This window comes from Lacisediminimonas profundi (genome assembly GCF_008831265.1).
In the GTDB taxonomy this organism is placed as follows: Bacteria; Pseudomonadota; Gammaproteobacteria; order Burkholderiales; family Burkholderiaceae_D; genus Lacisediminimonas; species Lacisediminimonas profundi.
Map to the genome: position 1 here is coordinate 632474 of NZ_VTTH01000001.1, position 26894 is coordinate 659367.

Sequence of the window (26894 nt, forward strand, 5' to 3'; positions counted from 1 at the left end):
GCAGTGGCCCTGTTTTTTTAACGCATCATTCCAAGGAGAATCCCTCATGAGCAAATTGTTGTCAGTACTGGTCGCTTCGGTTCTTGCGGCGTCCTTGAGCGTTAACGTCGCCGCGCAAGACGCCACCAAGGCACAAGCCGACAAAGCCGGCGCTGCGGAAATGAAGAAGGAAGCAGCGGCCGAATCGAAGGAGACCAAGAAAACGGCCGCCGCGACCGAGAAGAAGACCGATGCGAAGGCGGACTTCAAGCAAGCCGAGAAGAATGCCAAGGCAGACTACAAAGTCGCCAGTGCGGATTGCAAGAAGAAGCCAACTGCCGACCAGAAGGCTTGCATGACCGATGCCAAGACTGCCCGGGACAAGGCGATCAGCGACGCCAAAGCGACAAGGGACAAGGCAATAGCCGAGACCAAGGCGGCGAAGAAAGCGGCTGGCGCCGAAGCCAAAGCCACGAAGGAAAAAGCCAAGGCAGCTGAAGAAAAGGCCACCAAGTAAGATTCCGGAGGTGGGGCAGATTAAATGGGGTCAGACTCGATATGAACGCGTTCATATCGAGTCTGACCCCATTTATTTCAGTGATGGTGCGCCTGGTGTCCGCTTTGATCTGCGTGAGGCTTGTGCCCGCCGCACTGGCTCTGGTGAACCGTCCCGGTAGCGGCTTCCCACAGCTTTTCAACGTAGTGCACATATGGCACATAAGCCTCGACGTACCTGCGACCAGCCGCTACGTCGTTCGGATCGAAAGACTGATTTTCCCTGGCCGCGTGAAAACGCGACCGCACACCATCGCTTACAGCGTCCGCCAGCAGTTTGACCAGGGCGTCGTCCGAACCATCCTTCAAGGCCCGATCTGCAGCTGGCACAGCAGGTCCAAGGTCAAGCCCGGCCGGCTTCAATCCTGTAAATGGCGCACCTTCTCCGGCCCGATGGATTCGCACCAGTGTCTCAAGAAAATGCACGTCAGCCAGTGAGCGAGCCTGCGGACCGAGATCGCGCACGGCCTGTGCATGATCGAACGCATGCCGGACCTCGTGCTCGTCGTCCGGACGTACCCACGGAAGGACCAGGTTCACGTTCTTGTCCTGAAGCGCTTTCTTGGCCAGCACCACAAGCGGCCCGTCCATGGTGTCGCAGTGGCCGACGCCCCAGAACAAGAGTAGCCCGCTTCCGGTGCCGAGGCCCGGCAGCGAATCCCAGCCTAGAATCTGGGCGGCGGTGCGCTCGAGCGCGATCAGGGCGACGATCACCAGAATCTGCGCGCGCCGCGAAGAGATCCAGTTTTGCATGACCAATACCCCCGTTGATTTTGACAAGTTCATTCTAGGATGATCATCCGGCGGCGGATAGAATTAAAAGGGGTCAGACTCGAATCAGACGCGTCTGATTCGAGTCTGACCCCTTTTAACATTTAAATGATTTCCCACGCTCCATACGACAGGACCGCCAATAGCAACAGGATTGCCAGCCAGATGCGGTTCTTCTTCACCAGGTTCGGTCCGGATCCCTCGACGCGGCCGGTCAGCATGGGCAATGCCTGGTTCTTGCGCCGAAGTACGCTCAGGGCCGCAATCAATCCCAGGTGGGCCAGCACCACGAACAAGTAGGCTTCTCCGAAGAATTCATGCACTTCCTCCAGCCAGTCGCCGCCGAGGAAATCACCCCATTCGTTGTAAGTCCCGTAACCGCTCAGGGTCAGCGGGATCACCATCGCCAGCAGTATCACGACCGCCAGTGCCATGAGCAGGCTCTGGCCCTGGCGCCAGTTGATGCTTGCCAGTGACCGGCTTTGCGAAACAGCGCGCAACCAGAGTGGTGCGTTGGCAAGCTTGCGCCACAGGGCACCCAGGCTGGCCTGGCGCGGGCCGAGCAGGCCGTACAGCAGGCGGAATGCGAGCAGGCCAGCCATGGTATAGCCCAGGGTGACGTGCAGCAGGCGCAGGCGCTCTCCATCAGCGGTCAGGTAGGCGCCGAGGAAGCTGAGGGCGAACAGCCAGTGAAACATTCGCGTCGGCGCATCGGTCACCAGGCGCGTGGGCCTGGCGGTGTCGCTTGTGGCGGGCATCTTTGTCATGGCCGGTGTCTTTGTCATGGCGTCCCGGTACGGTGTGGCTTTCATGGTGCGTCCTCCTGTTCTTCAGTCGTTCCAGGCCCGCCGCGAGCGGGCATCGAGCCCGGCGGGGAAGCGCCGGGTGTCATCTTCGTAGTCGCCCTGGTCGGCGCGGGTGTGGCAAGCCACGCAGTTGGCCGCGCTCTTGACGCTGACGAGCTTCCAGGCGGCGGGTTCGATCTTGCGGTGCTTGCGTACGAACCAGGCCGATTGGGTGATGCGGTCCTGGGGCGGTTCTTCGGCCACCCGTTTGTAGGTGCCGGCGTGGGCCTGCAGCCAGCCACTGATCTGATTCACGCTGGCTTCGTCCAGCGTTGCATCGGTGCCGTAATGTTTGTCCAGGCCGCGCATGATGCGTTGCCAGGAGGCCTTCGGCAGCATGCCTGGCGGGTAAGCGGTGTGGCAGGCCGCGCATTCCTGGGTGTAGGCGGCTGGCACCTTGGCCGGTAACATGCGGCCACTATCGGCCTGGGCGCTTGAGATCACGGCTATCGTCATCATGGCGATCATGGCCAGGCTGCGCAGGGCTCGCGACGTTTTCATGTCATTCTCCATGTCGGTTTGTGTCATCAGGGCTTCAGGCTCACGAGGTAGGCCAGGACATCGGCTTTTTCTGCGGCGCTGCATTCGCGGCTGAGCACGTCCTTGCAGTTGCGGCGGAACCACTTCTCCACCTTGGCCGAGTCGGTGAAGGACCTGGGGTTGAAGGCGGGCGCCAGGGGCGCGATCTTCTTGCCGGTGCTGGCATGCTTGCCATCCTGGACGGGCGGGGTGCCGTGACACGATGCGCAGGACCATTCGCCGCCGTGCTTCGCGTTGAAAAACGCCTGGCCCCTGGCGCCATTCCCAGGGCTGCCAGCCTGGGAGCTCCAGTGCTGAAGTTGGGCCGGGGCGGTGGTGTCGGCGGCCTGTGCCGCACCTGGCAAGCAGGCGTTTGCAAGCAAGGCTGCGGTGATAAGGAAGTTGCGAAGGGTGGTCATGGATTCGGGATGTGCAGAACGCCGGTCGGGTGAAGTCACGGTTTGAGCTCGCAGTGAGAACTGATGGTGATGCTCATTGTTGGCTTCGCTGCTTGAACCGCGCCTGAAGCAGCTGTTCATCTGCCGTTCAGGATCCGGGCCGGACAATCGCGTCATGAAATATCTGCCTGCCCTGAACGCTGCGGTCCATGCTCATCTTCCTGGCCGGAGGCGGCTTGGGTCAGTGGCATCCGTTGCATTCGTTACCCTGATGGCCTGCAGCTTGCCCGCGCAAACCGTACTGGCCAGCGGGAAGCACGACCATGAACGTGCGCGGCAGGCATTGCAGTCGGGGCAGATCCTGCCTTTGCGCACTGTCCTGGAAAAGCTGGAGCGCGAGCATCCCGGCAAGGTCCTGGAAGTCGAGCTCGAACAGGAGCACGGGGTCTGGATCTACGAGGTCAAGTTGTTGCAGTCCGATGGCCAACTGGTTAAATTCAAGCTGGACGCAAGAACCGCCGTGGTGTTGAAGCGCAAGCCGCGGTAAACAATTGAATCGAACACGCTCGAGCCAGGGTGCCAGCACCTGCAGCACGAGCGCATAATCTGCCGGCGCCCCCATGAGAGTTTTACTGGTTGAAGACGAACCCGTCCTGCGTGCCCAGTTGCGAGCCAGCCTGGAGGATGCGGGCTATGCGGTGGATGAGGCGGACAATGGCCGCGATGCCCATTTTGCAGGCGATACAGAACCCTTCGATGCTGTCATCCTCGATCTCGGCCTGCCGGTTATCGACGGTCTCACCGTGCTCAAGCGCTGGCGCGATGCGGGTCGTGCGATGCCGGTGCTGATCCTTACTGCACGCGACAGCTGGCACGAAAAGGTGGCGGGCATCGACGCCGGCGCTGACGATTACCTGACCAAGCCTTTTCACACCGAAGAATTGCTGGCGCGCTTGCGGGCGCTGATCCGCCGTTCCAGCGGCTTGGCATCGCCGGTGCTGCAGTGCGGTTCGCTCGCCCTGGACACGCGCACAGGCCGCGTAACCCTGGCTGGCCAGCCCGTGACGCTGACCAGCCACGAACACAAGGTGCTGGACTACCTGATGCACCGCCCCGGCCAGGTGATTTCCCGCACCGAACTGACCGAGCACATCTATGCCCAGGACTTTGATCGTGACTCCAACACCATCGAGGTGTTCGTCGGGCGCTTGCGCAAGAAACTTCCGGCCGACCTGATCGAAACCGTGCGGGGACAGGGCTACCGCCTCAAGCCGGCATGAGCAATCCATCATCAGTCACCGAAGTTCCGGCCAGGCAGCGACGACCGGTGTTCCATTCGCTGCGGATGCGGCTGCTGGCGGCGACCATTGCCGGTCTGGCGGTGGCGCTGGTGCTGGCCGGTTTTGGCTTGGGCAGCTTGTTCAGGGATCATGTGCTGCAACAGTTTCAGGCGGGCTTGACGCAGCAGCTCGACCAGCTCACGGCCAGGCTGGAGTTCAGCCCCGCCGGCGAACCCATGATCGATGCCCAGTCGCTGTACGACCCGCGCTGGCAGCGGCCTTACTCGGGCCTTTACTGGCAGGTCGATCAGATAGGCCCGGATGGCAGCTATCGCAGGGGCGTGCTTCGCTCGCGTTCATTGTGGGATATCAGCTTGCAGTTGAGCGCCGATGCCCTGGCCGATGCCGCGGTGCATGTCCATCAAACATCCGGACCCATGAACAGCAGCTTGCTGGTACTCGAGCGCACGGTGCGCGCGGCAGGCCGGATGGATGCCAGTTGGCGCCTGATCGTGGCGGCTGACATGAGCGAGACGACGCGGGCGGTGCAGCGCTTCACCGGCGGCCTGGCAGCCTCACTGCTGGTGCTGTTGGGCTTGCTGGTCATGGCGGCATGGGCGCAGGTCAGCGTGGGTCTGAAGCCGCTACGCGCCCTGCAGCGCAGTCTCAGGGACGTGCAGCAAGCGCGCACCGCTCGCCTGCAGGGCGTGTTCCCGAGCGAAGTGCAGCCGCTGGTCGACGACTTCAACCGGGTGCTGGACCAGAATCGCGAAGTCCTGGAGCGGGCGCGCACCCAGGCCGGCAATCTGGCGCATGCCCTGAAAACGCCTTTGTCCGTGCTGGATCATGCCGCATCCGTCGAGTTGGGCAAGGATGGCAGTGCGCTGGCGCGTCAGGTGCAGGAACAAGTGCAGGCCGCGCGTCGTCACATCGACTGGCACTTGGCCCGCGCCCGCGTTTCGGCGACACAACGCCTGCCGGGACAGCGAACCGATGTCGGCAGGGTGGTGGCAGGCCTGGTGCGCGTGATGGAGCGTGTGCATGCTGGCCGTGGCATCCATATCGAGCTGCAACTGACGGAGTTGCCCCTTTACTTTGCCGGCGAGGAGCAGGACCTGCATGAAATGCTGGGCAATCTGCTCGACAACGCCTGCAAATGGGCGCAAGCGAAAGTCGTGGTCAGTGCGTCGCCAGTGCCCGGCCTGGAGCCACCGGCGCTCCGTGTGACCGTGCACGACGATGGCCCCGGGGTCGATGATGCCCACCGCGATGCGGTGTTGGCCCGGGGTGTCCGGCTCGATGAATCCGTTCCCGGTACCGGTCTGGGGCTGGCTATCGTGAAGGAACTGGCAAGCTTGTACGGCGGCGGACTGGAATTGCAAAGGAACGGCGAAGGAGGCTTGAGCGCGAGCATCGTGTTGCCGGCCACCGGAGAATAAATCGAGCCTGACCCCATTTATTCTCAGCCTGTTAGACTACTGGCCCCCCAAGCATTCAAGGCAGTCATGTCCGAAACAATCCGTCTGGCGAAACGCGTCGCCGAAGTCCTGGAATGCTCACGCACCGAGGCAATCCAATACATCGAGGGCGGTAACGTCGAGGTGAATGGCGTTGTGGTGGAGGAATCCGGTTGCAGGGTCGCGCCTGACGCCACGATTACCTTGCTGCCACAGGCACGGCTGGCGCCGATCGTGCCGGTCAGCATCCTGATCCACAAGCCTGCCGGCATGACCTCGGCAGATGCGGCGGAACTGTTCGTGCCGGACAATCAGTCACCCGAGGACCGGTCCGGCATTCGCTTCCTGCGGCGCCACAAGACCGGACTGGAGATGCTGGATCCGCTCGAGCCTGCAGTCAGCGGCCTGCTGGTTTTTTCGCAGGACTGGCACATCAAGCGCAAGCTGGTCGAAGACCTGATGAGGGTCGAGCAGGAGTACGTGGTCGAGGTGGCCAACGAAATCATTCCCGACGGAATGGCCTTGCTCAACCGCAGCATCACTTTCAATGGCAAGGTCATACCGCAGGTCAAGGCCAGCTGGCAGAGCGAGAACAAACTGCGCTTTGCGCTGAAGTCCTCATCCGCTGCGCGGGCGATCGCCTATCTTTGCGAGAAAGTCGGGCTGTCGGTGGTCTCGATCAAACGCCTGCGCGTGGGACGCATACCGATTGCCGGCGTGGCGCCTGGCCAGTGGCGCTACCTGGCCGCCGACGAGCGGTTCTGACGGAAAGTCTGCGGACCGATATCAGCTGGCCGATATCAACTGCCAGGTATCGGTCCGCAGTTTGTGCCTGCTACACCTTCTTGACGAATTCCGACTTCAGTCCCATCTGTCCGATGCCGTCGATCTTGCAGTCGATATCGTGGTCGCCCTCGACCAGGCGGATGTTCTTGACCTTGGTGCCGACCTTCACCACCAATGACGAGCCCTTGAGCTTCAGGTCCTTGATGACCGTGACGGTGTCACCGTCCTGAAGCACGTTGCCAACGGCATCTTTCCACACGCGCACTTCATCTGTTGCTACCGCTGCCGTAGCCGACCATTCGTGGGCGCATTCGGGACAGATGTAGTTGCCGCCATCTTCATAGGTGTATTCCGAATTGCATTTGGGGCAGGGGGGCAGTGCGCTCATGGATTGTTTCCTGAAGGAGTGAAGGGGGGGCGAATGCTCTTGCGGCATTGCTCGTTTTTGGTGGCTATTATCGGCGGTGGAGCGGTCATCCGCAATTCGGGTAATCCCGCATGGCTGCCGGCCGCTGTGGACCGCCAGCGGCCGGCTCCCGGAGACGCTACTGCGAAGCAGCGTCGATGCCCTTGAATGCCCCTGGCCAGGCGCCGGAGCTGATCATTGAATTCACCTCCTTGATCAGCAGGTCCCGCACCAGCGACACTGCAATGCTTACCGGCGCGCTGGCATGCCGGCACATATAGACAGAGCGGCGCATGCGCGGTGCGACGATGGGCAGGACGATGCTTGTCTGCTGGTGACGGTCGCTGTAGACAGAGGCGTGGGGAATGATGGTCGAGGCAACACCGGCCAAGGCCACATCGATCAGCTGCGTGATCGTGTTCAGTTCGACCACGATATTCAGGGAAACTTTTTGCGCGCGGATGAATTCATCGATCCGCTGGCGCAGGTTGGTGACGCTGGTCGGTAAGGCGAGGCGGAACCGGGCCAGGTCGGAAAATCGGAGCTCGGTGACGGCGTCCGCTCGTCGGCCAAATACTGACTGCATCTGATCCGGCGACGTCACGAACACAAGGTCCTCGTCGAGCAGGTGAGTGAATTGCGTGCCGGCGTTACCTTCTTTCCCGAAGGTCAGCCCGAGGTCGATGTCGCCCTTGGCAAGGTATTCCGGGATGTGTCCGGTATTCATCTCGATCAGCTGGAATTGAATCTTCGGCCACCGGTTCACGACTTCCCGCGCCAGTGGCACGGTCAGGATGCTGGCCATTGACTGCGACATGCCCAGCGCCACGCGTCCGCTTGGTTCATTGACCGCATCCCGAACTTCCTGGAAGGCCAGGTCGAGATGGTTCAGGATGGCGATGCCATGGCCCAGAAGGCGCGATCCCGCGACCGTCGGCACCACACCCTTGCGCGTGCGTTCGAACAGGGCGACCCCCAGCTCCTGCTCCATTTTCTTGATCTGGAAGCTCAGCGCAGGCTGGGCTATGTGCAGCTGCTCCGCCGCGCGTGAGATCGATCCGGCGGCAGCGACCGCTACCAGGCTCCTGAGGCCTCTTATATCCATGAATTTCTCCGCTCATTCACCCGCTCATTCCCCCGTCACTGCGCTGATCGGCGGCCGCCCACGATCATAACAAATCCGGTATGGCCAGCATATTAATTCGGTCTTGGACGTATGGCCGGATTTCCCGCATAGTCGGCACCCAGGAAAAGCACCCGGCTCACAAGGCCGGTGCACACCCAACCGGCCGATCCGCCATGCAAGGGGATCGGCCGGCCCGGCAACCCGAAACAGGCAAATGGCAGGCATGCAAGCACTCCAGGGACTCAAGGTAGTAGACCTCAGCAAGGTATTGGCAGGCCCGCTTTGCGGCCAGTATCTCGGCGAACTCGGCGCAGAAGTGATCAAGGTCGAACCAGTTGGCAGCGGCGATGACACCCGCGTCTGGTTACCGCTGGACCAGGGGGAGTCAGCAACTTTCCTGGCAGTCAATCACAACAAGCGCAGTCTCGCCGTCGATCTCAAGACCGAGGCCGGGCGCGCGATCGTGCATGGCCTGGTCAAGGACGCCGACATCGTGTTGCAGGGTTTTGGCGGCGGCACTGCAGCCAAGCTTGGCGTCGACTACGAGACGCTGGCGGCGATCAATCCGAAGCTGATCTATTGCGAGATTTCCGGCTATGGCCGCACCGGCCCGCTTGGCGACGAACCCGGTTACGACGTCATGCTGCAGGCATTCAGCGGCATGATCAGCACCATGGGCGACCCGGATGGCAACTATGCGCGCGTCAGTTTCTCACCGGTCGATCTCGGCACGGCGATGCATGCGTTCAGCGGCGTTCTTGCCGCCGTGATCGAGCGCGGACGAACCGGAAAGGGCGTGTACCTTGAAGCCTGCCTGCTGGACACCGCAATCGGTTTCATGACCTACCTGGCCCAGAACTATCTGCGCACCGGCAAGATTCCGCAGCGCATGGGAACGGCGCACGCTTCCTTGTGCCCTTACCAGGTATTTGTCGCTGCGGACGGACCGCTGATGATCGGTGTCGGCAACGACGCCCAATGGCGGCGCTTCTGCCCGGTGGCCGGCTTGCAGGAGCATGTCGATCACCCGGACTTCCGGACCAATGCCGACCGCGTGCGCAACATGCGCAGGACGGTCGCCCTGGTACAGGACCAGATCAAGACCAAAACCATCGCCGAGTGGGGCCAGTTGCTGCGCAAGGTGGGCGTTCCATGCTCGCCCATCCACACCCTGGACCAGGCTCTCAGCCATCCCCAGGTCGAGGCGCGCGGCCTGCTTACCGAGGCCATGCATCCGGTACTTGGCCTGGTACGCAATGTCGGCCTGCCGGTTCGTTTCCGGATGGAAGACCGCGTAGCACATCGCCCGCCGCCCACGCTCGGCCAGCACAGCGAGGAAATCCTGCGCGAGGCGGGTTACGCGGAAGATTCGATACAGGAACTGAAACGCAGCGGGGTCATCGGCTGATCAGCTGCAAGCGCCTGCCAGCAAGCTCACTTCGGCCAGATAAAAAAACAGGATTTGACTGGCCGAAATTCAACCCCTGCGCCGGTGCGCAGGAAATAATCCAAGGAAGACAAAAAATGCAATACATCCGACGCATCCAAAACATCCGAAGCATGATCAAAGGCCATGTACTGTCCATGCGACTGGCCATGGGACTGGCCATGGGACTGGCCATGGGACTGGCGGCCGCAGTGGCTCCGGCCCAGGCCCAGACGCCGGCTCCGTACCCGAGCAAGATGATAAAGATGATTGTCGGCTTCCCGGCCGGCAATGCGACCGATACGGTTGCCCGCATGCTTGCGGAGCGGATGAGCACGGCGTTCGGCCAGCCGGTGATCATTGAAAATCGCCCGGGACAGGGCGGCAGCATGGCGATCGATCACCTGGCGCGTTCGGCTCCCGATGGCTACACCATGATCCTGGCTGCTTCTGGCGGGCTGGTGACCAATCCTCATCTGTACAAGGGCATTCCATTCAATCCGACCGAAGATTTCGAGCCGATCGCGCTGGTTGCGGATCTGCCGCTGCTGCTGGTCGCCAATCCGTCGCGGCCGTTTGATTCGGTCAAGTCGCTGGTCGAGCACGCAAAGAAGAACCCGGGCAAGCTGAGCTACGGCTCCACCGGCGTGGGCACCAGCTCGCATCTGGCGATGGAATCGCTCAAGCGTAATACGCAGATCGACATGTTGCACGTGCCATACCAGGGCAGCGTGAAGGCGGCGACCGACCTGATCGCCGGCAACGTCGACCTGATGTTCGATACGGTGGCAGCGACGCGTCCGCACGTCATGTCCGGCAAGCTGAAATTGATGGCCGCCGGTTCGCGCAAGCGCATGCCGTCGTTCCCGAACACACCGACGCTGGCAGAAGCAGGCTTCCCTGCGATTTCCGCGAGCGTGTGGCTTGGCATGCTGTTCCCCAAGGGAACGCCGGCTGACATCGTGAACAAGGTCAACGCCCAGCTGGCAAAAGACCTGGCCGATCCGGCACTGGAAAAGCGGCTGCTCGAAATCGGCGTGGTGCCTGCCGCCACCAGCCCGAAGGAATTTGCCAAGTTCATCCGCGACGAATATGTCCGCCTCGGAAAGCTGGTCCAGGAGTCCGGCGCCAAGGCAAACTGATCTGACGATCATCGTGGCCGCATTGGCAGGGCATGGTCCTGCCAATGCGGCAATCAACAAGACTGAAGGAGTACAACTGTCCATGACAGAAAAAGCATTTGATCCGCTCGCGTTCAACATGACCGAGCAGCGCTATTTTGATGACTTCAAGATCGGCGAGGTATTCCGGTTGCCGTCACGCACGATGACCGATGCCCTGTTCGCGGCATTCCAGCTCGCCAGCGGCGACAACCACCCCATCCATTACGACGTCGAATATTGCCGGGCTCTCGGCATGCCGCACATGCTGGCGCATGGATTCCAGGTCGCCATCCAGACCGCAGCGGGCGCCGGTCTGTTTCCGCACGTGACCGAGAAATCGCTCAAGGCCTTCATCGAGCAATCAAGCCGATTCCTGAATCCGGTCTATGTCGGCGACACACTGTATTCGGCAATCGAAGTCGCCGAACTGATCCCGGGCCGCACGACCGGCGTGCTGGTGATGAAATCGACGGTCTACAACCAGAAGGGCGTTCTGGTGATGGATGGAATGCAGAAATACCTGCTGCGGCGACGCGAAGGGTAAATTTTTAAAATTGGGGTCATAAAATTGGGGCAAGACTCGATTAGCGAGTCAAAAACACATAAAACCTACCTGAATGCTTGGAATATTTCCAATGATTCGGATAGAATTATGTGTAAATGAATGATGAGTGCACAATCCAACTATTTGCGGAAGGTGGCTGGCACGACGTGGCCACCGTAGTTCGCACTGGACCGCGAGAGGCGGGGTGGAGGGCTGCGACCTACACAGGTTACGCCCTCGATTGGGCGATCGGGCACGCCGGTGCGCGCGATGCCTGGGCCCTGGCCAGCGGCATGCCGGTGAGCTTTAATCCTTTCGAACTTGCGCACTGGCCGGTGGTTCTCATCGACATGCTGCCCCAGGGCTATGGCCGCGGGGAGTTGCTGCGCCAGCTCAGGATGTCGGAGACGATGGAGGAAGCGGCCGACTGGGCCTTGCTCATGCACGGCGCCGGCAATCCGATTGGCAACCTGCGCATCAAGGAGGCCGCCGACTGGCTGCGCCAGCAAGCCGGACCGACGCAGGGCTTCACGGATGAGGAGGTGGCGCTCCGCTCGGACGATTTCATGGAGTACCTGGCCCATTTCGGCCTCTTTGTCGCGGGTTCGTCCGGGGTGCAGGGGGAGTGGCCCAAGGTGCTGCTTACCCGCGCCCGCGACGGCTTGCTCTACTTGGATCACGCCTTGCCCGACGATCAGGCAACGGAACACTTCATCGTCAAGTTCGGGCGTGGCCCCAATCCCGCGCTATCGGCCATCCTGCGCAACGAAGCGCCATATATGACGCTGGCAGGTAATCTTGGCCTGCGTGTGCATGGCGCCCTGAGGTTTGCTGAGCGCGCGCTCTTTGTCCCCCGGTTTGACCGCGTGGTCGGGAGCGGAGGCGTGGTGCGCCTGGCCCAGGAAAGCGTGGCGGCGCTGACGCAGCGCGCTGGTTTCGGGGTGGTGCCTTCGCATGACGAGGTGTGCCGGCTGCTGGCTCGGGTATGCACCGATCCGCTGCAGGAGATCGGCGAATACATCCGGCGCGACATTGCCAACCTGGCGCTGGGAAACAAGGACAACCATGCCCGCAACACCGCATTGCAACGGGATTTCAACGGGCACATTGCGCTGACCCCGCTGTATGACTTTGCGCCGATGTACCTGCATCCCGACGGCATAGCACGACGCATTCGCTGGGAGGGCAACGACGGCGGGGCACCCGACTGGAGTCGCGTGCTGGATACTGTGAGCGAGCAATGCGCGGTGCCGCGCCATGCGTTGCTTGAGCAGGTCAAGGGGATGGTGGCTCCGCTGCGCGAGATCGCCGAGCGTGGGGTTGACATGGGGCTGGAGCCCGGGATATTCGCCTTCGTTCAGGCCGGCCTGACCGGCCAGGTGCGCAGACTGGAAGAGTTGACTTGACCGGACATGGATAAGCGCTTCAAACCTATCTCCCTTTCTGCGCAGCTGATGTTGCGCAAGACGGCCATCGACGAGATCCTGGCCAACCCGCAGTGGAGCCTGGGTGAATCCGTGCACCATCTGAAGTCCACGCTGCGCCTGACCACGGCCGAGCTGGCCCGGCTCGCGGGCGTGTCAGCGCGCACCTTGCAGGAGATCGAGAACGGCAACAGCCAGGGCACTGTTCATTCGATGGACAGGATCTTTGGCGTGCTGGGGCTTCGGCTGGGGGTGGTGCGTGTGTCGCCGCCGGCATCGGCGGATGATGGCGGATAGGGCGCGGCGATTCCCTTTCGCATGAAAAAAGACGGGCTCCGGTTCGACACCGGAGCCCGCTCCATTCCGCCGCGCGTGTGCGCGGCTTGCACTGCAATTACGGTACGAGTGCGAAGTCGACGCCGGCCTGGTCGGCCGTTGTCAGATCCACCGACGTGATGGTTTTTGTCGTATAGCCGGTCGCGCTTGCCGTAACCTGATATTTACCGGTGCCCGGTGTCGTTGTGGTTTGCGTCGTCAATGCGATCGGCAACGTCGGGCTGTAGACCCCGTATTGCGGCGCGGCGATTGGCAGGTTGGCCAGGCTATACGTGCCATCTGCAATGTCGGCGCCGCGATATTTCACCGTTACCCTGGGACCGGCGGCAAAGGTTTGCTGCGCAGCGACGTAGGCTACCGCAGTCGTGCTCGTCGGAGTCAGCGACACGGTGCCGTCGATCTTCCTGGTGGCTGAGGCCAGCAAGTTAATCGGTGCGGCGGAGGTGCTGACGTCGACCCGGCTGCTGGTTGACACTACCGGCACGGTTCCAATGACGGCGGTGGCGCGACTGTCCGCAGTGATGACGACATCGTAGTTGCCGGGAGCCAGGCGGGCGAGCGTGAACTTGCCGTTGGCATCAGGCACGGTGGCGCGGATGATCGTGCCATTTTGCTGCGCCGACACTGAGACGTTGCTCGACAAAAGTGCCGGGTTAACGTAGCCGTCAATGCCGTTGAGCACGGTGGGAATGATATTGATCACCGGCTTCAACGCGTAGCCGCCATTGCCTTTGGTGACAATGGATTTGCAGGCGTCAAAGTCCAGCACCACGTCCACACGCTGGCCGGAGACAACTTCAAACTGACCGTTCAGCTTGATGCCGCTCTGTACCGCGCTCGGGGTATCGAGCGAGATTTCCGTGGTGTTGGTCGGCGTGGTCGTCAGGACGATCGAATTGGCTTTGCTGTTGCCGTTGTTGGGATCGAGCACCAGTCGTAGTTGCGTGTAATGTCCCGCTGGCAGCGAGGTTTCCCCAAGTGTTTCCAATACGCCATTGGTCAGGTCGAGCAGGTTGATTTTCCTCGGCACGGGAAGGGTGATGTCGGACCATCCGCCCTCGTTTTCACCGGCTGAACTGCTTTGATGGACACGTACCGCTCGCACCGTCACGTTCACTGCATCGTAACCGCAGGAGGGGGCATCGGTCAGGGACACGCCAAGCGTGCCGGGTGCCGGCGTGCTGGTTTCTCCGCCACCACCGCCGCAGGCTGCGAGCAGGCCAGCAGCGGACATGCTGGCGACGAGAGTAAGGGTACGAAATGATGAATGCATGGAATTTTCCTGGGTTGGCTCGGTGCGACGCGCAGTGACAAGCTGCTTGATGCGCCTCGGTAAGGCATGGCGATTTCCGGGAGCGTTGGATTTTTGCCGAGCGAGGATTCGCTGCAACAAGTACCGGCCGGCAAATACTATTGGCCGAGACTTGCAATGTATGCGCTTTCCCGAACGCAATAATTGCGCAACTTCAAGATAGAGTGGATGCGTGGTGCCCTGAGGATTTGTTGCAAATTAATACGAATTGAAAAACCATTTATCCACAGGGCGCGGAAGCGGGGGCAGGTCAGGGCCTGCAGGGTGGTCCCGGTCTGGAGCAGGGCTTTTGTACTGTCGGGATGGGGAGTGTGGGAAGTGTCAATTATTTCGGGCCCAGGCCCGACTCGCGCGGATCCTGTTTTTCGTCAGCCAACATGAATCGTGACTTCTTCACAACGGTTTCCGGATCATTCAACGCACTCAGAGGACTGTAAAATGTCCAAACGGCAATTTTTATAAAGACCAGTAGTGCAGTAATGACAATAAAAATCAGAGATATGGGACAGAAATCAATCAGCCGCCGCCCTCGCGAATGGCTGCCTTATCTGGGCGGCGCGCTGCTGGTCTGCCTGCTCATTGTGGTGCTGACGGGCATCAACATCTGGCAGGAGTCCCGGCGGTATCAGGAGCGGGCGGAGGTTCTCACCCAGAACACCACGAAATTGCTGGCTCAGCATATCGGGGATGTCTTTGCCAATGCCGACAGCCTGCTGAAAATAGTGGCATTCCAGTACATTGACCAGCGTTCGCGCGGCCAATTCGAGCCCGGGCGCTTCCATGCCTACCTGAATCAGGTAATGGCGGTATCTCCCGTGTTCCTGAACATACGCATGCTGGATGACAAAGGAGTGCTGCGCCATGGCTCCGGCGACGGTATCGTTCCCATCGACCTGTCGGACCGGGACTATTTTTATCGTCTGCGCGATCTGCCCGCTGGTTCGGCAGACAGTCCCATGATTTTTTCCGGGCCGATCTTTGCGCGACTCGCGAAACAATGGGTGCTCGTGCTGGCCCGCCGCATTGAAAATCCGGATGGCAGTTTCGCCGGGGTTGTGTTCATCAACCTGCATAACGAAGTTTTCGGCGATCTGTTCGCGTCCATCAAGTTGGGGCCAACCGGTGCCATCGTGCTGCGCACCAGCGAGATGGCGCAGATCGACCGATTCCGCCGGGGCCCCAAGCCTGACGCGGACGTCGGCAACCGCAAGGTTTCGCAAAAGCTGGCGGAGCTGGTCAAGATTGCGCCGGATGGGGGTAGCTACAAGGCCATGACCAACTACGACCAGGTCACGCGCTACTACTCGTACCTGAAGGTAGGGCCATATCCCTTCTATATCATCGTCGGGGAGGCGACCCAGGACTTCATCGCCAGCCTGGGCGTCAACATCTACATGCTGCTGGGCTTCGGCGTGCTGATGATCTTGCTGGCCGCCGCTGGCTTCTGGCACATCTACCGTTTGACGCAGCAACGCATACTGGAGCGTATCGACCAGCAGGCCGGGCGCATCATCGACGCCTCGCCGCTGGCAATGCTGGTGATTGATCCGGAAAACGTGGTTCGCAAAGCCAACCAGGCCGCCAGCGCCATGTTCGGCTACCCGGTCCAGGAACTGACAGGCATGCCGCGCCAACAGCTTGAGGCCTCGCATTCGCTGACGGCCAGTACTGATCCCGCCCCGCAGTCAGCGTGGCAGGCTGGCCCGCAGGCGCTTCAAGAACAGTTTGAAGTTGTCGGCTTGCGCCGGGATGGCTCGGAGATTCCGCTGCACGTGGCCCTCTCTTCCATCCACCTGGACCAGGCCAGCCACGCAATCGTGGTGCTGGACGATCTCACTGAACGCCGGAAAACCGAGGCCAAGCTTCATGAGTTGTTGAGCTTGCAAACGGCGATCCTGGATCATCATTCCTATGCCATCATCGCCACCGATCCGGAGGGCATGATTACACTGTTCAATCCCGCCGCCGAGCATATGCTGGGCTATCGGGCAGACGAGCTTGTGGGGCTGCACACGCCGATGATTTTCCACGATCCGGAGGCGCAAAAGTCGCTGTTGAAGGACGACGGCCCGTCTGATTTCAAATCACTGGTAGCGGAAATCAACGCGGGTGGCAGCCAGGTTGGCGAGATGGTCATCCGCCGCAAGGACGGCACGCACTTCATTGCCTCGTGCTCGGCTTCGGCTCTGCTGGACGAACAGGGGCGCGTCACCGGTTTCCTGTACGTCGTGGCCGACATCACCGAACTGAAGCAGGCACAGGACCGCCTGGCTCACCTGGCGCATTACGACCCGCTGACCAATCTGCCCAACCGTATCCTGTTTTTCGAACGACTGGAGCTGGGACTGGCGCTGGCCCGGCGCAACCAGTCGCAACTGGCGCTGCTGTTCCTGGATCTGGACAAGTTCAAGCCAGTCAACGACACCTGGGGGCACGCCATGGGCGACCTGGTGTTGAAAGCGGTGGCACTGCGCATCATTGCGTGCCTGCGCGAGTCCGACTCGGTCGGCCGGGTGGGGGGCGACGAGTTTGTGGTGCTGCTGATGAACCTGCAAACGCCGGACGCAGCGGTGCTGGTGGCAGAAAAAATTCGCGAATCGCTGAACCAGCCTTTCCTGCTGGAGGGGAAGACCCTGTCGATCGGATCCTGCATCGGCATCGCGATCTATCCTGGTCACGGCAGCACCGCCACGGAGCTGGCAAAAAATGCCGATGCTGCCATGTACCGCGCCAAGGATACGGGCCGCGACCGGGTTGTCGTCTTCGACCCGGAGATGGCCTTGGCTCCTGGCTGATCCGGGAATCCAAGACAGTGATGATTAATGCAATGTCAGAAGAAAAGAAGATGCCGAGGGGAGGCGTATTGAAATGAAGCGGGACATTACGCAGGACATCACGCAGGACCGCGATCCATTGACATTGGATGGCCGTACTGCAGGCTGGGGCGTGCATGATTCCCACCGCAGCGCGGTGCGGGAGATCTTCGGACTGCTGGCGCTGTTGGCGGCGGTCCAGTATGTTTCATGGCTGATACCCACGCCCGATGACTACAAGGGTATTGACCACTATCTGGTGCTGCACTCTTTCATGGAAATCGTCTCCATCGTGATTTCCATGATGGTATTTGCAGTCGGCTGGAATTCGCGGACGGAAAAAATCCCGGGCATCCTGGTCGTGCTGGCCGGAATTTTCTTCGTGGTCGGTCTGTTGGACTTCTCGCACACCTTCGCTTACGTTGGAATGCCCGATTTCTTCGGGCCTAACGATGGTGACAAACATCTCGGTTTCTGGATGTCGGCCCGCTTCGTCGCGGCGCTGGGATTGTTGGCGGTTGCAATCCAGTCCTGGGATCGGGGCGCCAGCCTGTCGGCCAAGCATTTGTTCCTGTCAGTGCTGGTGCTGCTGACCTTGGTCCTGGGTTGGGTGATCGTCAACCACCAGGACTGGCTGCCGCGCTGGTTCATTCCTGGCCTGGGGTTGACGCCAGCGAAGAAAAATGTCGAGTACGTCATTATCATGATGAACCTGGCCACGGCCGTTTTCCTGTGGCGCAAACTCAGGAAGCCGCAGGCGGTCGATGCCGTGATGCTCTGGGGTGCGGTATGCATCATGGCCATGAGCGAACTGTTTTTCACGATGTACAGCACCATGACGGGTTTGTACAACGTGCTGGGCCATATCTACAAATTCGTCGCATATGTCCTGATCTACCGCGCCGTGGTGGTCGAATCGATCGATCGACCCTACCGCGAGTTGGCGAACGCGCAGCAAAAACTGGAGCTTGCTGTCGCAGCCTCGGATACCGGGTTATGGGACTGGAACCTGAGCACCGGCGAGTGCTATTTTTCTCCGGTCTGGAAATCGCAACTGGGCTACCAGGATGCCGAGCTTGAAAATCGTCTTTCAACCTGGAAATCACTGTTGCATCCGGATGACTGCGAGGCGGCCATTCAGCGGCAAAAGGATTTTTTTTCTGCGCCCCCGGACAGCCGCTATGAAAGCGAGTTTCGACTGCGTCACAAGGATGGCAGTTATCGCTGGATCTACTCCCGCGGCGAAACGATCCTGGACGATCAGGGCGTCGCAGTGCGCATGGTTGGCTCGCACACGGACATCACCGCCAGGAAGCGTGAGGAAGACCGTTTTCGGAGTGCGGTCCAGGCCTCGCCAAACGCCATGATCATGGTGGATGAGGCCGGCATCATCGTCCTGACAAACTCCCAGGCCGATAGCTTGTTCGACTATGAAGGAGGGGGGCTGATCGGTGCAAATATTGAAGTCCTGATACCCGCGGTGGCCAGGAAAGATCATCAGCGAAGTCTGGTCGCGTTTGTTCGGGAACCGAGCAGGCGGGCCATGGGAAGAGAGCGGTACCTTTTTGCGCGACGTCGCAATGGGGATGAATTTCGTGTGGAGATCGGACTCACACCGATTACTGGCCAGGCCGGAAATTATGTGTTGGCATCGGTGGTCGATATTACTTCGCGCCTCGAGGCCGAAAAGCGCATCGAAAAACTGATCAACTACGATGTGCTGACAGAACTCCCCAACCGGCAGCTGCTCAAGGATAGGGTGGATCACGCCATCAGTGCCGCGATACGGTCTGATACACGTATCGCAGTGTTGTACCTCAACCTGGATCGCTTCAAGAATGTGAACGACACTTTGGGACACAAGGTCGGTGACGAGTTGCTGATGAATGTCGCGAAGCGCCTGACCCTGGCGGTGCGGCAGTCGGATACCGTTGCGCGTGTGGTGGGCGATGAATTCGTGATCGTCCTGACCGATGCGAATGAAGATGTGGTCGCGCGCGCGGCGGCCAAGCTACTGGAATCGATCTCGCAAACGTATGTGATCCAGGGGCAGGAGCTGGTCGTGACCCCGTCGATCGGCATTGCCTTGTACCCGGAGGACGGCGCCGACTTCGACAGCCTGTTGCAGAGTGCCGATACGGCAATGAATCGCGTCAAGCAGGATGGACGGAACGACTTCCGGTTCTTTGCCAGGGAAATGCAGATGCGTACGACACGCATGCTGCAACTGGAGAGTGCCATGCATCAGGCGCTGGAGCGCAATCAGTTCCATGTTCTCTACCAGCCACAGGTCACCATGGATGGCAGCAAGGTGGTTGGTGTCGAGGCCTTGCTGCGCTGGACGCACCCGGAACTGGGAAATATTTCTCCGGCCGAATTCATTCCCCTGGCCGAGAGCAGTGGGCAGATTGTCGCAATCGGCTCCTGGGTGCTGCGCACTGCGGTCATGCAGTTGAAGGAATGGATGAACGCCGGCCTGCCACCCATGGTGATGGCAGTGAACCTTTCGGCGGTGCAGTTCCGTCATGTCAACTTGCCGGGACTGGTGAGCAGCATCCTGGAGGATGCAGAGTTGCCGCCCGAGTACCTGGAACTTGAGTTGACCGAGAGCGTTGCCATGGAAAACGCCATCAATGCGATTACCGTGATGGATGACTTGCATGCGCGCGGCGTGCGGCTGGCCATCGATGACTTTGGTACCGGGTATTCATCCCTGAGCTACCTGAAGAAATTCAACGTCTGCAAGCTCAAGATCGATCAGTCCTTCGTGCGCGATATCGCGACGGACGAAGACGATCGCGCCATCGTCATGGCGATCATACAAATGGCAGGCAGCCTCGGCTTCAAGACGATTGCCGAAGGCGTGGAAACAGAGGCTCAATCAGCGTTCTTGCGTGCCCAGGGCTGCGATGAGTTCCAGGGCTACATATTCAGCAAGCCTTTGGCTGCAGATCAACTGGAGCAGTTGCTCCGACGAGCCGGATGAGTTCAATCACAGTCGGCCCCCTTGCCATTCCCGTTGCCCCGCTGATACTGGCTGGCGCACTGCTGGTCGGCACGCTGGTGGCCCGGCGCATCGGCGGCGAACGGGCGGCGGAGATGGAAAGCCTGTCGTGGCGCGTCCTGCTGTTCGGCCTGCTGGCTGCGCGTGCTGCCTATGTCGCCGCCTGGTTCGAATCCTATGCCGCTTCGCCGTGGAAGATGCTCGATATTCGCGATGGGGGCTTTGCCGCATCTGCCGGCATTGGTGCGGCGGCGGCGATGACAGCGTGGCTGGCCTGGCGCCGGCGGGAACGCCGGAAACCTTTGCTTGCCGGATTTGCGGCTGGCGCCGCATTCTGGATGGCAGGTACCGTGGCCAGTTCATTGGCGTTTGCGCCCGCAATGCAGATGCCGGCGCTGGTCCTTGAAACGCTGGATGGCAAGCAGCTTGCGCTGCAATCCCTGTCCGGCAAGCCGATGGTGGTGAACCTGTGGGCCACATGGTGCCCGCCATGCCAGCGCGAGATGCCGGTGCTGCGCGACGCACAGGCGCGCCATAAGGACATTGCCTTCGTGTTCGTCAACCAGGGCGAGTCGTCGGAGGCAGTCAGCAGATATCTCGCCGGAAAGGGGCTGGTGCTGGACAACGTGCTGCTCGATTCGCGCGGCCAGCTTGGCAGCGCCACCGGCTCGCGTGCCTTGCCGACGACGCTGTTCTTCGACGCACGGGGAAAATTGGTTGATCGCCGCATGGGTGAGGTATCGGAGGCCACGCTGTTGCAGCGGGTGAGCGCGCTGCGGGCGACGGTGAAATAGCGCCGGCAATCCGGTCGCGGTCGACAAGGACGGCGCGTACGTTTTGCCGTCGTGCCTTTACAGCCCGAGTTCAGTTAAACTGGTGTCGGGTGTAGGCGCCGCATGCTGCGGCGATACAGGTTAATGCGACGGTCGGGCCGCCTCGCGGACCAACTACGACCATGACACCCACACTCATCCAGATCATCGGCGCCAGCCTGTTCGGCCTGGCCGTGCTGCACACTTTCTCCACCAAATTTTTCGAAAACCTGGCTCATCGCCAGCCACGCCATGCCGGCATCTGGCACCTGCTGGGTGAAGTTGAAGTGGTATTTGGCTTCTGGGCCATGGTGCTGATGCTTTTCATGTTTTCAATCAGCGGCAAGCAGGACGCCACCGCCTACCTGGATTCGCGCAACTTCACCGAGCCCATGTTCGTGTTCGCCATCATGGTGATAGCAGGCACCCGGCCCATCCTGCAGCTTGCCGGCGCATCGGTGCGCTTCATCGCCCGCTTCATGCCCTTGCCCAAGGGGATGGCAATGTACTTCCTGGTGCTGGGATTTGTGCCCATGCTGGGTTCCTTCATCACCGAGCCGGCCGCCATGACGCTGGCAGCACTGATGCTGCGCGACACGCTCTTTTCGCAGCAGGTCTCGTCCAGACTCAAGTACGTAACCATCGGGGTGCTGTTCGTCAACATCTCCATCGGCGGTACCTTGACGCCTTTTGCTGCTCCCCCCGTACTGATGGTGGCAGCCAAATGGAATTGGGACATCTGGTTCATGATCGCCAACTTTGGCTGGAAGGCAGCGATCGCAGTGGTGTTCAATGCCGGCTCTGCCATGCTGCTGTTCCGTAACCAGATCGGCCACATGGGAAAGACCCCGCCGGCCGAACATGATGCTGTTCCGCTTTCGGTGGTGCTGGTGCACCTGGCATTCCTTGCCATCGTGGTGGTTTTTGCCCATCACCCGGCCGTGTTCATGGGTGTGTTCCTGTTCTTCATGGGATTCACAACCGCCTATCAGCGCCACCAGAACCCGCTGATCCTGCGCGAAGCCCTGCTGGTTGCATTTTTCCTGGCTGGATTGGTGGTGCTGGGCGGCGTGCAGCAATGGTGGCTGCAACCTGTGCTGATGAGCATGGATGCCAACGCTGTGTTCTTCGGCGCCACGGCCCTGACAGCCATCACCGACAACGCGGCCCTGACCTACCTTGGTTCGCTGGTCGAAGGGCTGAGTGAAGAGTTCAAGGTGGCGCTGGTCGCCGGAGCCGTCACCGGTGGTGGCCTGACGGTGATAGCCAATGCCCCCAACCCGGCAGGCGCGACGATCCTGAAAGAGAAATTCCCCGGCAACGCCATCCATCCTTTGGGCTTGTTGATCGCTGCCTTGCCACCGACGCTGGTGGCGGTGATGGCGTTCCGCATTCTTTGATGCATCGGCAATGGGCGATCGACTTTGTAGCTCCCTCCCCTTGAAAGGGAGGGAGCAATCGTGGTGTGCGACGGTCTGCGCCACAAATCAGCAAGTGGGTAAAGATCAGCCTTTCAAGGACAACGGTAAGCGCTCGGAGCCCTGCCGCAGACGACAGTCAGTCGCCCCGAACGCTTACGCCAGATCCCGCGGGCAACGCCCTAAATTTTCCCCATCAGCAGCAGGATGAGCAGGATTATCAGTACCAGGCCAAGACCGCCGCTGGGACGGTAACCCCAGTTCCGGCTGTGGGACCAGTTTGGAAGCGCGCCGATCAGCATTAAAACCAGAACGATCAGGAGAATTGTTCCTATCATTTCATATCCCTGTCAGTGAGTCGCAATGGAGCAGCTTCCCGCTCCTTCGATTCGGTGTTCATCTTTCAGACGACGAGCATTTGATCGATCGTCGTGTCTTTGCATTGCCTGTGCATCATACGAACGATGATCTGAATTTTCGGTCTGCCACCGCACACTGGGCTGTCTTCCTGATGATAGAGTGATCAAGGGGGCAGGTCTTGACCCCATCATATGAAGGACTGCATGTGCCAGATAAAAAAATGAAATTCCACGGTCGGTCGATTGACTGAGTAAAGCCATGCGAGCGATTGAAGGACCTCTCGGATGAGTTCAGGCCACGAGCACGATCAGCACGATCACGCCGGCCCCGACCAGTTTCAACCGGGCTTTTGCATGACTGCTGCGAAATCACGCTTGCCTCGATCATCTGATCAGATGGCCGCTTGATTGACCCGCTTCATCAACTCTTCGGCGCTTTCCTTGCGCTCGCTGTACCGGTCCACCAGATACGGCGCAACGTCCCGGGTGAGCAGGGTGAACTTGAACAACTCCTCCATCACATCCACCAGACGATCGTAGTAACTCGACGGCTTCATTCGGTTGTTCTCGTCGAATTCCTGGAACGCCTTGGCAATCGAGGATTGGTTGGGGATGGTGATCATGCGCATCCAGCGCCCGAGCACTCGCATCTGGCTGACGGCGTTGAACGACTGGGAGCCGCCGCAGACCTGCATCAGGGCCAAGGTCTTGCCCTGAGTAGGGCGAACCGCTCCCATGCTCAGGGGGATCCAGTCAATCTGGGCTTTCAATATGCCGGTCATGGCGCCGTGGCGTTCTGGCGAGCACCACACCATGCCTTCGGCCCATCGGGTCAGGTCACGCAACTCTGCCACTTTGGGGTGGCTCTCTGGTGCATCGTCGGGCAGCGGCAGGCCGCTGGGGTCGAAGATCCTTACTTCACCGCCCATTGCTTGCAGCAGGCGTGCCGCTTCCTCGACAGTCAGCCGGCTGAAGGAGCGCTTGCGCAAGGAGCCGTACAGCAACAGGAATCGCGGGGGATGGGTGGATGCTTGCGCGGGTTGCAATGATGCCGGGTCAGGCACACGGAAATGCTGCGGATCCACCTGCGGCAGATCACCCAAAAGATTGTTGACTACGTCGCTTGCCTTGGTCACGTTCTCGTACCTCTGACTCGTTGATCATATTGCTACCTGCCGTGGCTGTATCTTCCTCAATCCGATGTCTCAGGTCGCCAGGCATTGATGATGGCTACCAGGGATAACATCACCGGCACTTCGACCAAGACGCCGACCACGGTCGCCAGGGCGGCCCCGGAATTCAAGCCGAACAGGGAAATTGCCACAGCCACTGCCAGTTCGAAGAAGTTGGAGGTGCCGATCAGGCAGGCGGGGCCGGCCACGTCGTGGGGCAGTTTGAGTATCCTGGCTCCCCACCAGCTGATGAAGAAGATGCCATAGGACTGCAATACCAGCGGCACTGCGATCAAGGCGATGATGGCCGGCTGGGCCACGATGGTTCCGGCCTGGAAGCCGAACAGCAACACCACCGTGGCAATCAGTCCGATCACGGACCAGGGTTTCAGGCGCGCGACAAAGTCTGCCACTGCATGGCTGGACCGGCCCTGCAATGCGTGCCGCGTGGCCATTCCCGCCACCAGTGGCAGTACCACATACAGCACCGTGGACAGCACCAGCGTCTCCCATGGCACCGTCACATTCGTCACGCCCAGCAAGAATGCGGCGATCGGTGCAAATGCCACCACCATGATCAGGTCGTTGATCGACACTTGCACCAGGGTGTAGTTGGCATCTCCCTTGACCAGTTGGCTCCAGACGAACACCATCGCCGTACAGGGCGCCACACCGAGCAGGATCATGCCGGCGATGTACTCGCTGGCCGATTTCGGGTCTACCCAGGGGGCGAACACATACTGGAAGAAAAGCACGCCCAGTGCGGCCATGGTGAATGGTTTGATCAGCCAGTTGACCACCAGGGTCAGCATCAGCCCCTTCGGCTTCTGGCGCACTTCCTTCACCGCGCTCCAGTCGATCTGGATCATCATCGGATAGATCATCACCCAGATGAACACGGCCACCACCAGGTTGACGTGCGCCACTTCCAGTGCAGCCACCAGCTGGAAGGCAGCGGGAAATAGCAGGCCCAGCCCGACACCGGCCATGATGCCCAGCGCAACCCAGAGTGTGAGGAAACGTTCAAACAGTCCCATATTCAATTCCTGTTTCAATTCTTGTAAAAGCAAAAAACCTGGGCACTTGTCAGTGCCCAGGCTGGCAGCGGGTGGAGCTTATCAGGCTTGTTCTTTGCCGATCCGGCCGAGTTCGTTCTGAAGCGAAATTTTCTGGATCTTGTCGAGTGGCAGGGCCAGGAAAAAGGAAATGCGGCTCTTCAGTGTCGCGAAGGCCTCGTTGAAATCCTTGCGCTGCTGAACATCGTGGTCCGATCCGGATGACACCGGATCTTCGATTCCCCAATGCGCCGACATCGGTTGCCCGGGCCAGACCGGACAGGCTTCGGCTGCCGCCTTGTCACACACCGACAGCACGAAATCCATCTGCGGGGCGCCAGGCCCAGCGAATTCGTCCCAGTTCTTGCTGCGCAAATTATCGGTGCTGATACCGTTTCGTTCCAGTAATTCGATGGTGCGCGGATGAACCTGGCCTGCCGGCTTGCTGCCAGCGCTGAAGGCACGGAAGCGTCCGGTACCCATCTGGTTCAGCAGAGCCTCGGCCATGATGCTTCGTGCGGAGTTGCCGGTGCAGAGAAAAAGTACGTTGAATACCTTTGACGACATGGTTGACCTTTCAATAGTTGGTGCATTGGATGGATACGGTGTCCAGGCAGTGGGCGCCCTGGCAGCAATTCGCGCTCAGGAAGGGCCGCAAATCATTCATGGCCTTGAGCCTGGCCGGCGCGTGTGACGGGCAGGGCCAGCGTCACCAGCCAGCAGGTGATGAGCATGGCCGCCGAGCCGACCAGGGCATACAACAGACCGCCCCATTGGTAAAGCAGCCCGGACAGCAGCGTCCCGCAAAAACGCCCGAGCGCATTGGCCGCGTAATAGAAGCCGACGTCCTCGGCCGCTTTTTCACTGCCGGCATAAGCCAGGATCAGATAGGAGTGGACCGAGGAATTTACCGCGAACGCAATGCCGAACAGGCCCAGGCCCCCTACGACTACCCACTCCAGGTGCGGCACCTGCAGCAACATCGCAATGGCCAGGCAAACCGGCACCACGGCCAGGACCGCCGACCACCAGCGCGCTGCGGGGACTTCGCTGCTCAGGCCGTCCGCGCTGCGTCTGACGATATTGGGCGCCAGCGCCTGGACCAGGCCATAGCCGATGGTCCACAGCGCCAGGAAGCCACCCACCATGGTGAAGGTCCAGCCGAAGGAGTACAGGAACACCGGAACCCCCACTACGAACCAGACGTCGCGCGCGCCAAAAAGCACCACCCGTGCGGCTGCCAGCAGATTGATGCCCCGGTTTTTGGCAAACAGTTCCCGGGCCGATCTGGAGGCACGGCTTTTGCCCATCAGCCGCGGCACGAACGCCACCACGGCCAGCAGTACCAGCGCCAGCAGCACCGCCATGACCCAGAGCGCCCCGCGAAAGCCCATCAGGTCCAGCAGCAAACCGCCGAGAAAAAAGCCGACGCCTTTCATGGCGTTCTTGCTGCCAGTGAACCAGGCCACCCATTTGAACAACTGGCTCGCGCCCTGGTCCTTGGCCTGGTCTGCCGTGATCTTGATGGCCGACTTGCTGGCAGTCTTGGTCAGGTCCTTGGCTACACCGCAGACCCCTTGCGCAATCACGACCCAAGCCACTGACATTGCTGCCGTCCATTCCGGATTGAGACCTGACAGCAGCAGGAAGCCGGTAATCTGGGTGGTCAGGCCCACGGTCAGCATGCGCGCAATGCCGTAACGGGTGGCCAGCCAGCCGCCGATCAGGTTGGCCAGCACGCCAGCCGCCTCGTACAGCAAGAACAGGAAGGCCAGCGTGATGGACGAATATCCCAGCCGGTAGAAATGCAGCAGCACCAGCATGCGCAGGGCGCCGTCAGTGAGCGTGAAGCCCCAATAGGCGGCGGTGACGATGGCGTAGTTGCGGACTGCGGAATTGCCGCTGCGCGCGGATGCGATGGCTTCGGACATGGT

The 26894-nt window shown here is 60.4% G+C and carries 26 protein-coding genes; 14 read left to right on the plus strand and 12 right to left on the minus strand.

Features of this window, described 5'->3' with window-relative positions; translation table 11 throughout:
• The first annotated feature begins 46 nt into the window (after positions 1-46).
• Positions 47-496: a hypothetical protein gene (locus FVE66_RS02800; protein ID WP_151445851.1), complete on the plus strand. Its 450-nt coding sequence runs from the start codon at positions 47-49 to the stop codon at positions 494-496.
• Positions 497-573: 77 nt separating this feature from the next.
• Here the strand turns inward: FVE66_RS02800 and FVE66_RS02805 are convergent, their stop codons facing one another.
• The 4 genes from FVE66_RS02805 to FVE66_RS02820 all read right to left on the minus strand — a co-directional run bounded on the left by FVE66_RS02805 (position 574) and on the right by FVE66_RS02820 (position 3088).
• Positions 574-1287, minus strand: a complete 714-nt coding sequence (locus FVE66_RS02805) for a DUF6448 family protein (RefSeq protein ID WP_241673038.1) — start codon at positions 1285-1287, stop codon at positions 574-576.
• Positions 1288-1409: 122 nt separating this feature from the next.
• On the minus strand, positions 1410-2117 hold the full coding sequence (locus tag FVE66_RS02810) for a cytochrome b/b6 domain-containing protein (protein WP_241672982.1): 708 nt from the start codon (positions 2115-2117) through the stop codon (positions 1410-1412).
• 18 nt (positions 2118-2135) lie between these two features.
• Positions 2136-2651, minus strand: coding sequence for a diheme cytochrome c (locus FVE66_RS02815; protein WP_151445853.1), 516 nt, complete (start codon positions 2649-2651; stop codon positions 2136-2138).
• Between the two features lie 26 nt (positions 2652-2677).
• The gene (locus FVE66_RS02820; RefSeq protein WP_151446388.1) at positions 2678-3088 is read right to left on the minus strand and encodes a DUF1924 domain-containing protein; all 411 of its coding nucleotides are present in this window, start codon (positions 3086-3088) and stop codon (positions 2678-2680) included.
• 223 nt (positions 3089-3311) lie between these two features.
• Here FVE66_RS02820 and FVE66_RS02825 point away from each other — a divergent pair, with 223 nt between their 5' ends.
• The 4 genes from FVE66_RS02825 to FVE66_RS02840 all read left to right on the plus strand — a co-directional run bounded on the left by FVE66_RS02825 (position 3312) and on the right by FVE66_RS02840 (position 6569).
• Entirely contained in the window at positions 3312-3614 is a 303-nt protein-coding gene (locus tag FVE66_RS02825) for a PepSY domain-containing protein (RefSeq protein WP_241672983.1), read from the plus strand.
• A 73-nt stretch (positions 3615-3687) separates the two neighbouring features.
• Positions 3688-4347, plus strand: coding sequence for a response regulator transcription factor (locus tag FVE66_RS02830; RefSeq protein ID WP_151445855.1), 660 nt, complete (start codon positions 3688-3690; stop codon positions 4345-4347).
• Positions 4344-5786, plus strand: a complete 1443-nt coding sequence (locus FVE66_RS02835) for a sensor histidine kinase (RefSeq protein WP_151445856.1) — start codon at positions 4344-4346, stop codon at positions 5784-5786. Before FVE66_RS02830 ends, FVE66_RS02835 begins: the two co-directional genes overlap by 4 nt.
• Before the next feature lie 66 nt (positions 5787-5852).
• Positions 5853-6569 carry a S4 domain-containing protein gene (locus tag FVE66_RS02840; RefSeq protein ID WP_151445857.1) on the plus strand — a complete coding sequence of 239 codons (717 nt, stop codon included), beginning with the start codon at positions 5853-5855 and terminating at the stop codon, positions 6567-6569.
• Between the two features lie 70 nt (positions 6570-6639).
• Here FVE66_RS02840 and FVE66_RS02845 read toward each other — a convergent pair whose 3' ends face one another.
• Positions 6640-6978, minus strand: coding sequence for a zinc ribbon domain-containing protein YjdM (locus FVE66_RS02845; RefSeq protein WP_151445858.1), 339 nt, complete (start codon positions 6976-6978; stop codon positions 6640-6642).
• A gap of 157 nt (positions 6979-7135) precedes the next feature.
• Complete coding sequence (locus FVE66_RS02850; RefSeq protein WP_151445859.1) at positions 7136-8101, minus strand: LysR family transcriptional regulator; 966 nt, start codon at positions 8099-8101, stop codon at positions 7136-7138.
• Between the two features lie 244 nt (positions 8102-8345).
• Here FVE66_RS02850 and FVE66_RS02855 point away from each other — a divergent pair, with 244 nt between their 5' ends.
• The 5 genes from FVE66_RS02855 (at position 8346) to FVE66_RS02875 (ending at position 12976) form a co-directional block, all read left to right on the plus strand.
• Positions 8346-9530 carry a CaiB/BaiF CoA transferase family protein gene (locus FVE66_RS02855; RefSeq protein ID WP_151445860.1) on the plus strand — a complete coding sequence of 395 codons (1185 nt, stop codon included), beginning with the start codon at positions 8346-8348 and terminating at the stop codon, positions 9528-9530.
• 152 nt (positions 9531-9682) lie between these two features.
• On the plus strand, positions 9683-10690 hold the full coding sequence (locus tag FVE66_RS02860; protein ID WP_151445861.1) for a Bug family tripartite tricarboxylate transporter substrate binding protein: 1008 nt from the start codon (positions 9683-9685) through the stop codon (positions 10688-10690).
• 82 nt (positions 10691-10772) lie between these two features.
• Complete coding sequence (locus tag FVE66_RS02865) at positions 10773-11255, plus strand: MaoC family dehydratase (RefSeq protein WP_151445862.1); 483 nt, start codon at positions 10773-10775, stop codon at positions 11253-11255.
• A gap of 116 nt (positions 11256-11371) precedes the next feature.
• A complete protein-coding gene (locus tag FVE66_RS02870) occupies positions 11372-12661 on the plus strand; it encodes a type II toxin-antitoxin system HipA family toxin (protein ID WP_151445863.1) in 1290 nt (429 codons plus the stop codon).
• Between the two features lie 6 nt (positions 12662-12667).
• Positions 12668-12976 (plus strand): helix-turn-helix domain-containing protein, encoded by a 309-nt coding sequence (locus tag FVE66_RS02875; protein ID WP_151445864.1) that lies wholly within the window; start codon positions 12668-12670, stop codon positions 12974-12976.
• A gap of 97 nt (positions 12977-13073) precedes the next feature.
• Here the strand turns inward: FVE66_RS02875 and FVE66_RS02880 are convergent, their stop codons facing one another.
• Positions 13074-14288: a DUF4382 domain-containing protein gene (locus FVE66_RS02880; protein WP_151446389.1), complete on the minus strand. Its 1215-nt coding sequence runs from the start codon at positions 14286-14288 to the stop codon at positions 13074-13076.
• A 539-nt stretch (positions 14289-14827) separates the two neighbouring features.
• On the opposite strand from FVE66_RS02880, the gene FVE66_RS02885 reads away from it, so the two are divergent.
• The 4 genes from FVE66_RS02885 (at position 14828) to FVE66_RS02900 (ending at position 22356) form a co-directional block, all read left to right on the plus strand.
• On the plus strand, positions 14828-17122 hold the full coding sequence (locus tag FVE66_RS02885) for a diguanylate cyclase domain-containing protein (RefSeq protein WP_161993172.1): 2295 nt from the start codon (positions 14828-14830) through the stop codon (positions 17120-17122).
• 73 nt (positions 17123-17195) lie between these two features.
• The gene (locus tag FVE66_RS02890) at positions 17196-20126 is read left to right on the plus strand and encodes a bifunctional diguanylate cyclase/phosphodiesterase (RefSeq protein ID WP_151445866.1); all 2931 of its coding nucleotides are present in this window, start codon (positions 17196-17198) and stop codon (positions 20124-20126) included.
• Entirely contained in the window at positions 20123-20938 is an 816-nt protein-coding gene (locus FVE66_RS02895) for a TlpA family protein disulfide reductase (protein ID WP_151445867.1), read from the plus strand. The genes FVE66_RS02890 and FVE66_RS02895 overlap by 4 nt, the downstream gene beginning before the upstream one ends.
• Before the next feature lie 161 nt (positions 20939-21099).
• Positions 21100-22356 (plus strand): putative Na+/H+ antiporter, encoded by a 1257-nt coding sequence (locus FVE66_RS02900; protein ID WP_151445868.1) that lies wholly within the window; start codon positions 21100-21102, stop codon positions 22354-22356.
• 200 nt (positions 22357-22556) lie between these two features.
• Here FVE66_RS02900 and FVE66_RS02905 read toward each other — a convergent pair whose 3' ends face one another.
• From FVE66_RS02905 to arsJ, 5 genes are all read right to left on the minus strand, one after another.
• A complete protein-coding gene (locus FVE66_RS02905; RefSeq protein WP_151445869.1) occupies positions 22557-22712 on the minus strand; it encodes a DUF3309 family protein in 156 nt (51 codons plus the stop codon).
• Positions 22713-23125: 413 nt separating this feature from the next.
• Positions 23126-23869: an arsenical resistance protein ArsH gene (gene arsH, locus FVE66_RS02910; RefSeq protein ID WP_277753149.1), complete on the minus strand. Its 744-nt coding sequence runs from the start codon at positions 23867-23869 to the stop codon at positions 23126-23128.
• A 56-nt stretch (positions 23870-23925) separates the two neighbouring features.
• Positions 23926-24942, minus strand: coding sequence for an ACR3 family arsenite efflux transporter (arsB, locus tag FVE66_RS02915; protein ID WP_151445870.1), 1017 nt, complete (start codon positions 24940-24942; stop codon positions 23926-23928).
• Positions 24943-25023: 81 nt separating this feature from the next.
• Positions 25024-25527, minus strand: coding sequence for an arsenate reductase ArsC (locus FVE66_RS02920; protein ID WP_151445871.1), 504 nt, complete (start codon positions 25525-25527; stop codon positions 25024-25026).
• Between the two features lie 92 nt (positions 25528-25619).
• Positions 25620-26891, minus strand: coding sequence for an organoarsenical effux MFS transporter ArsJ (arsJ, locus tag FVE66_RS02925; RefSeq protein WP_151445872.1), 1272 nt, complete (start codon positions 26889-26891; stop codon positions 25620-25622).
• Positions 26892-26894: the final 3 nt, after the last annotated feature.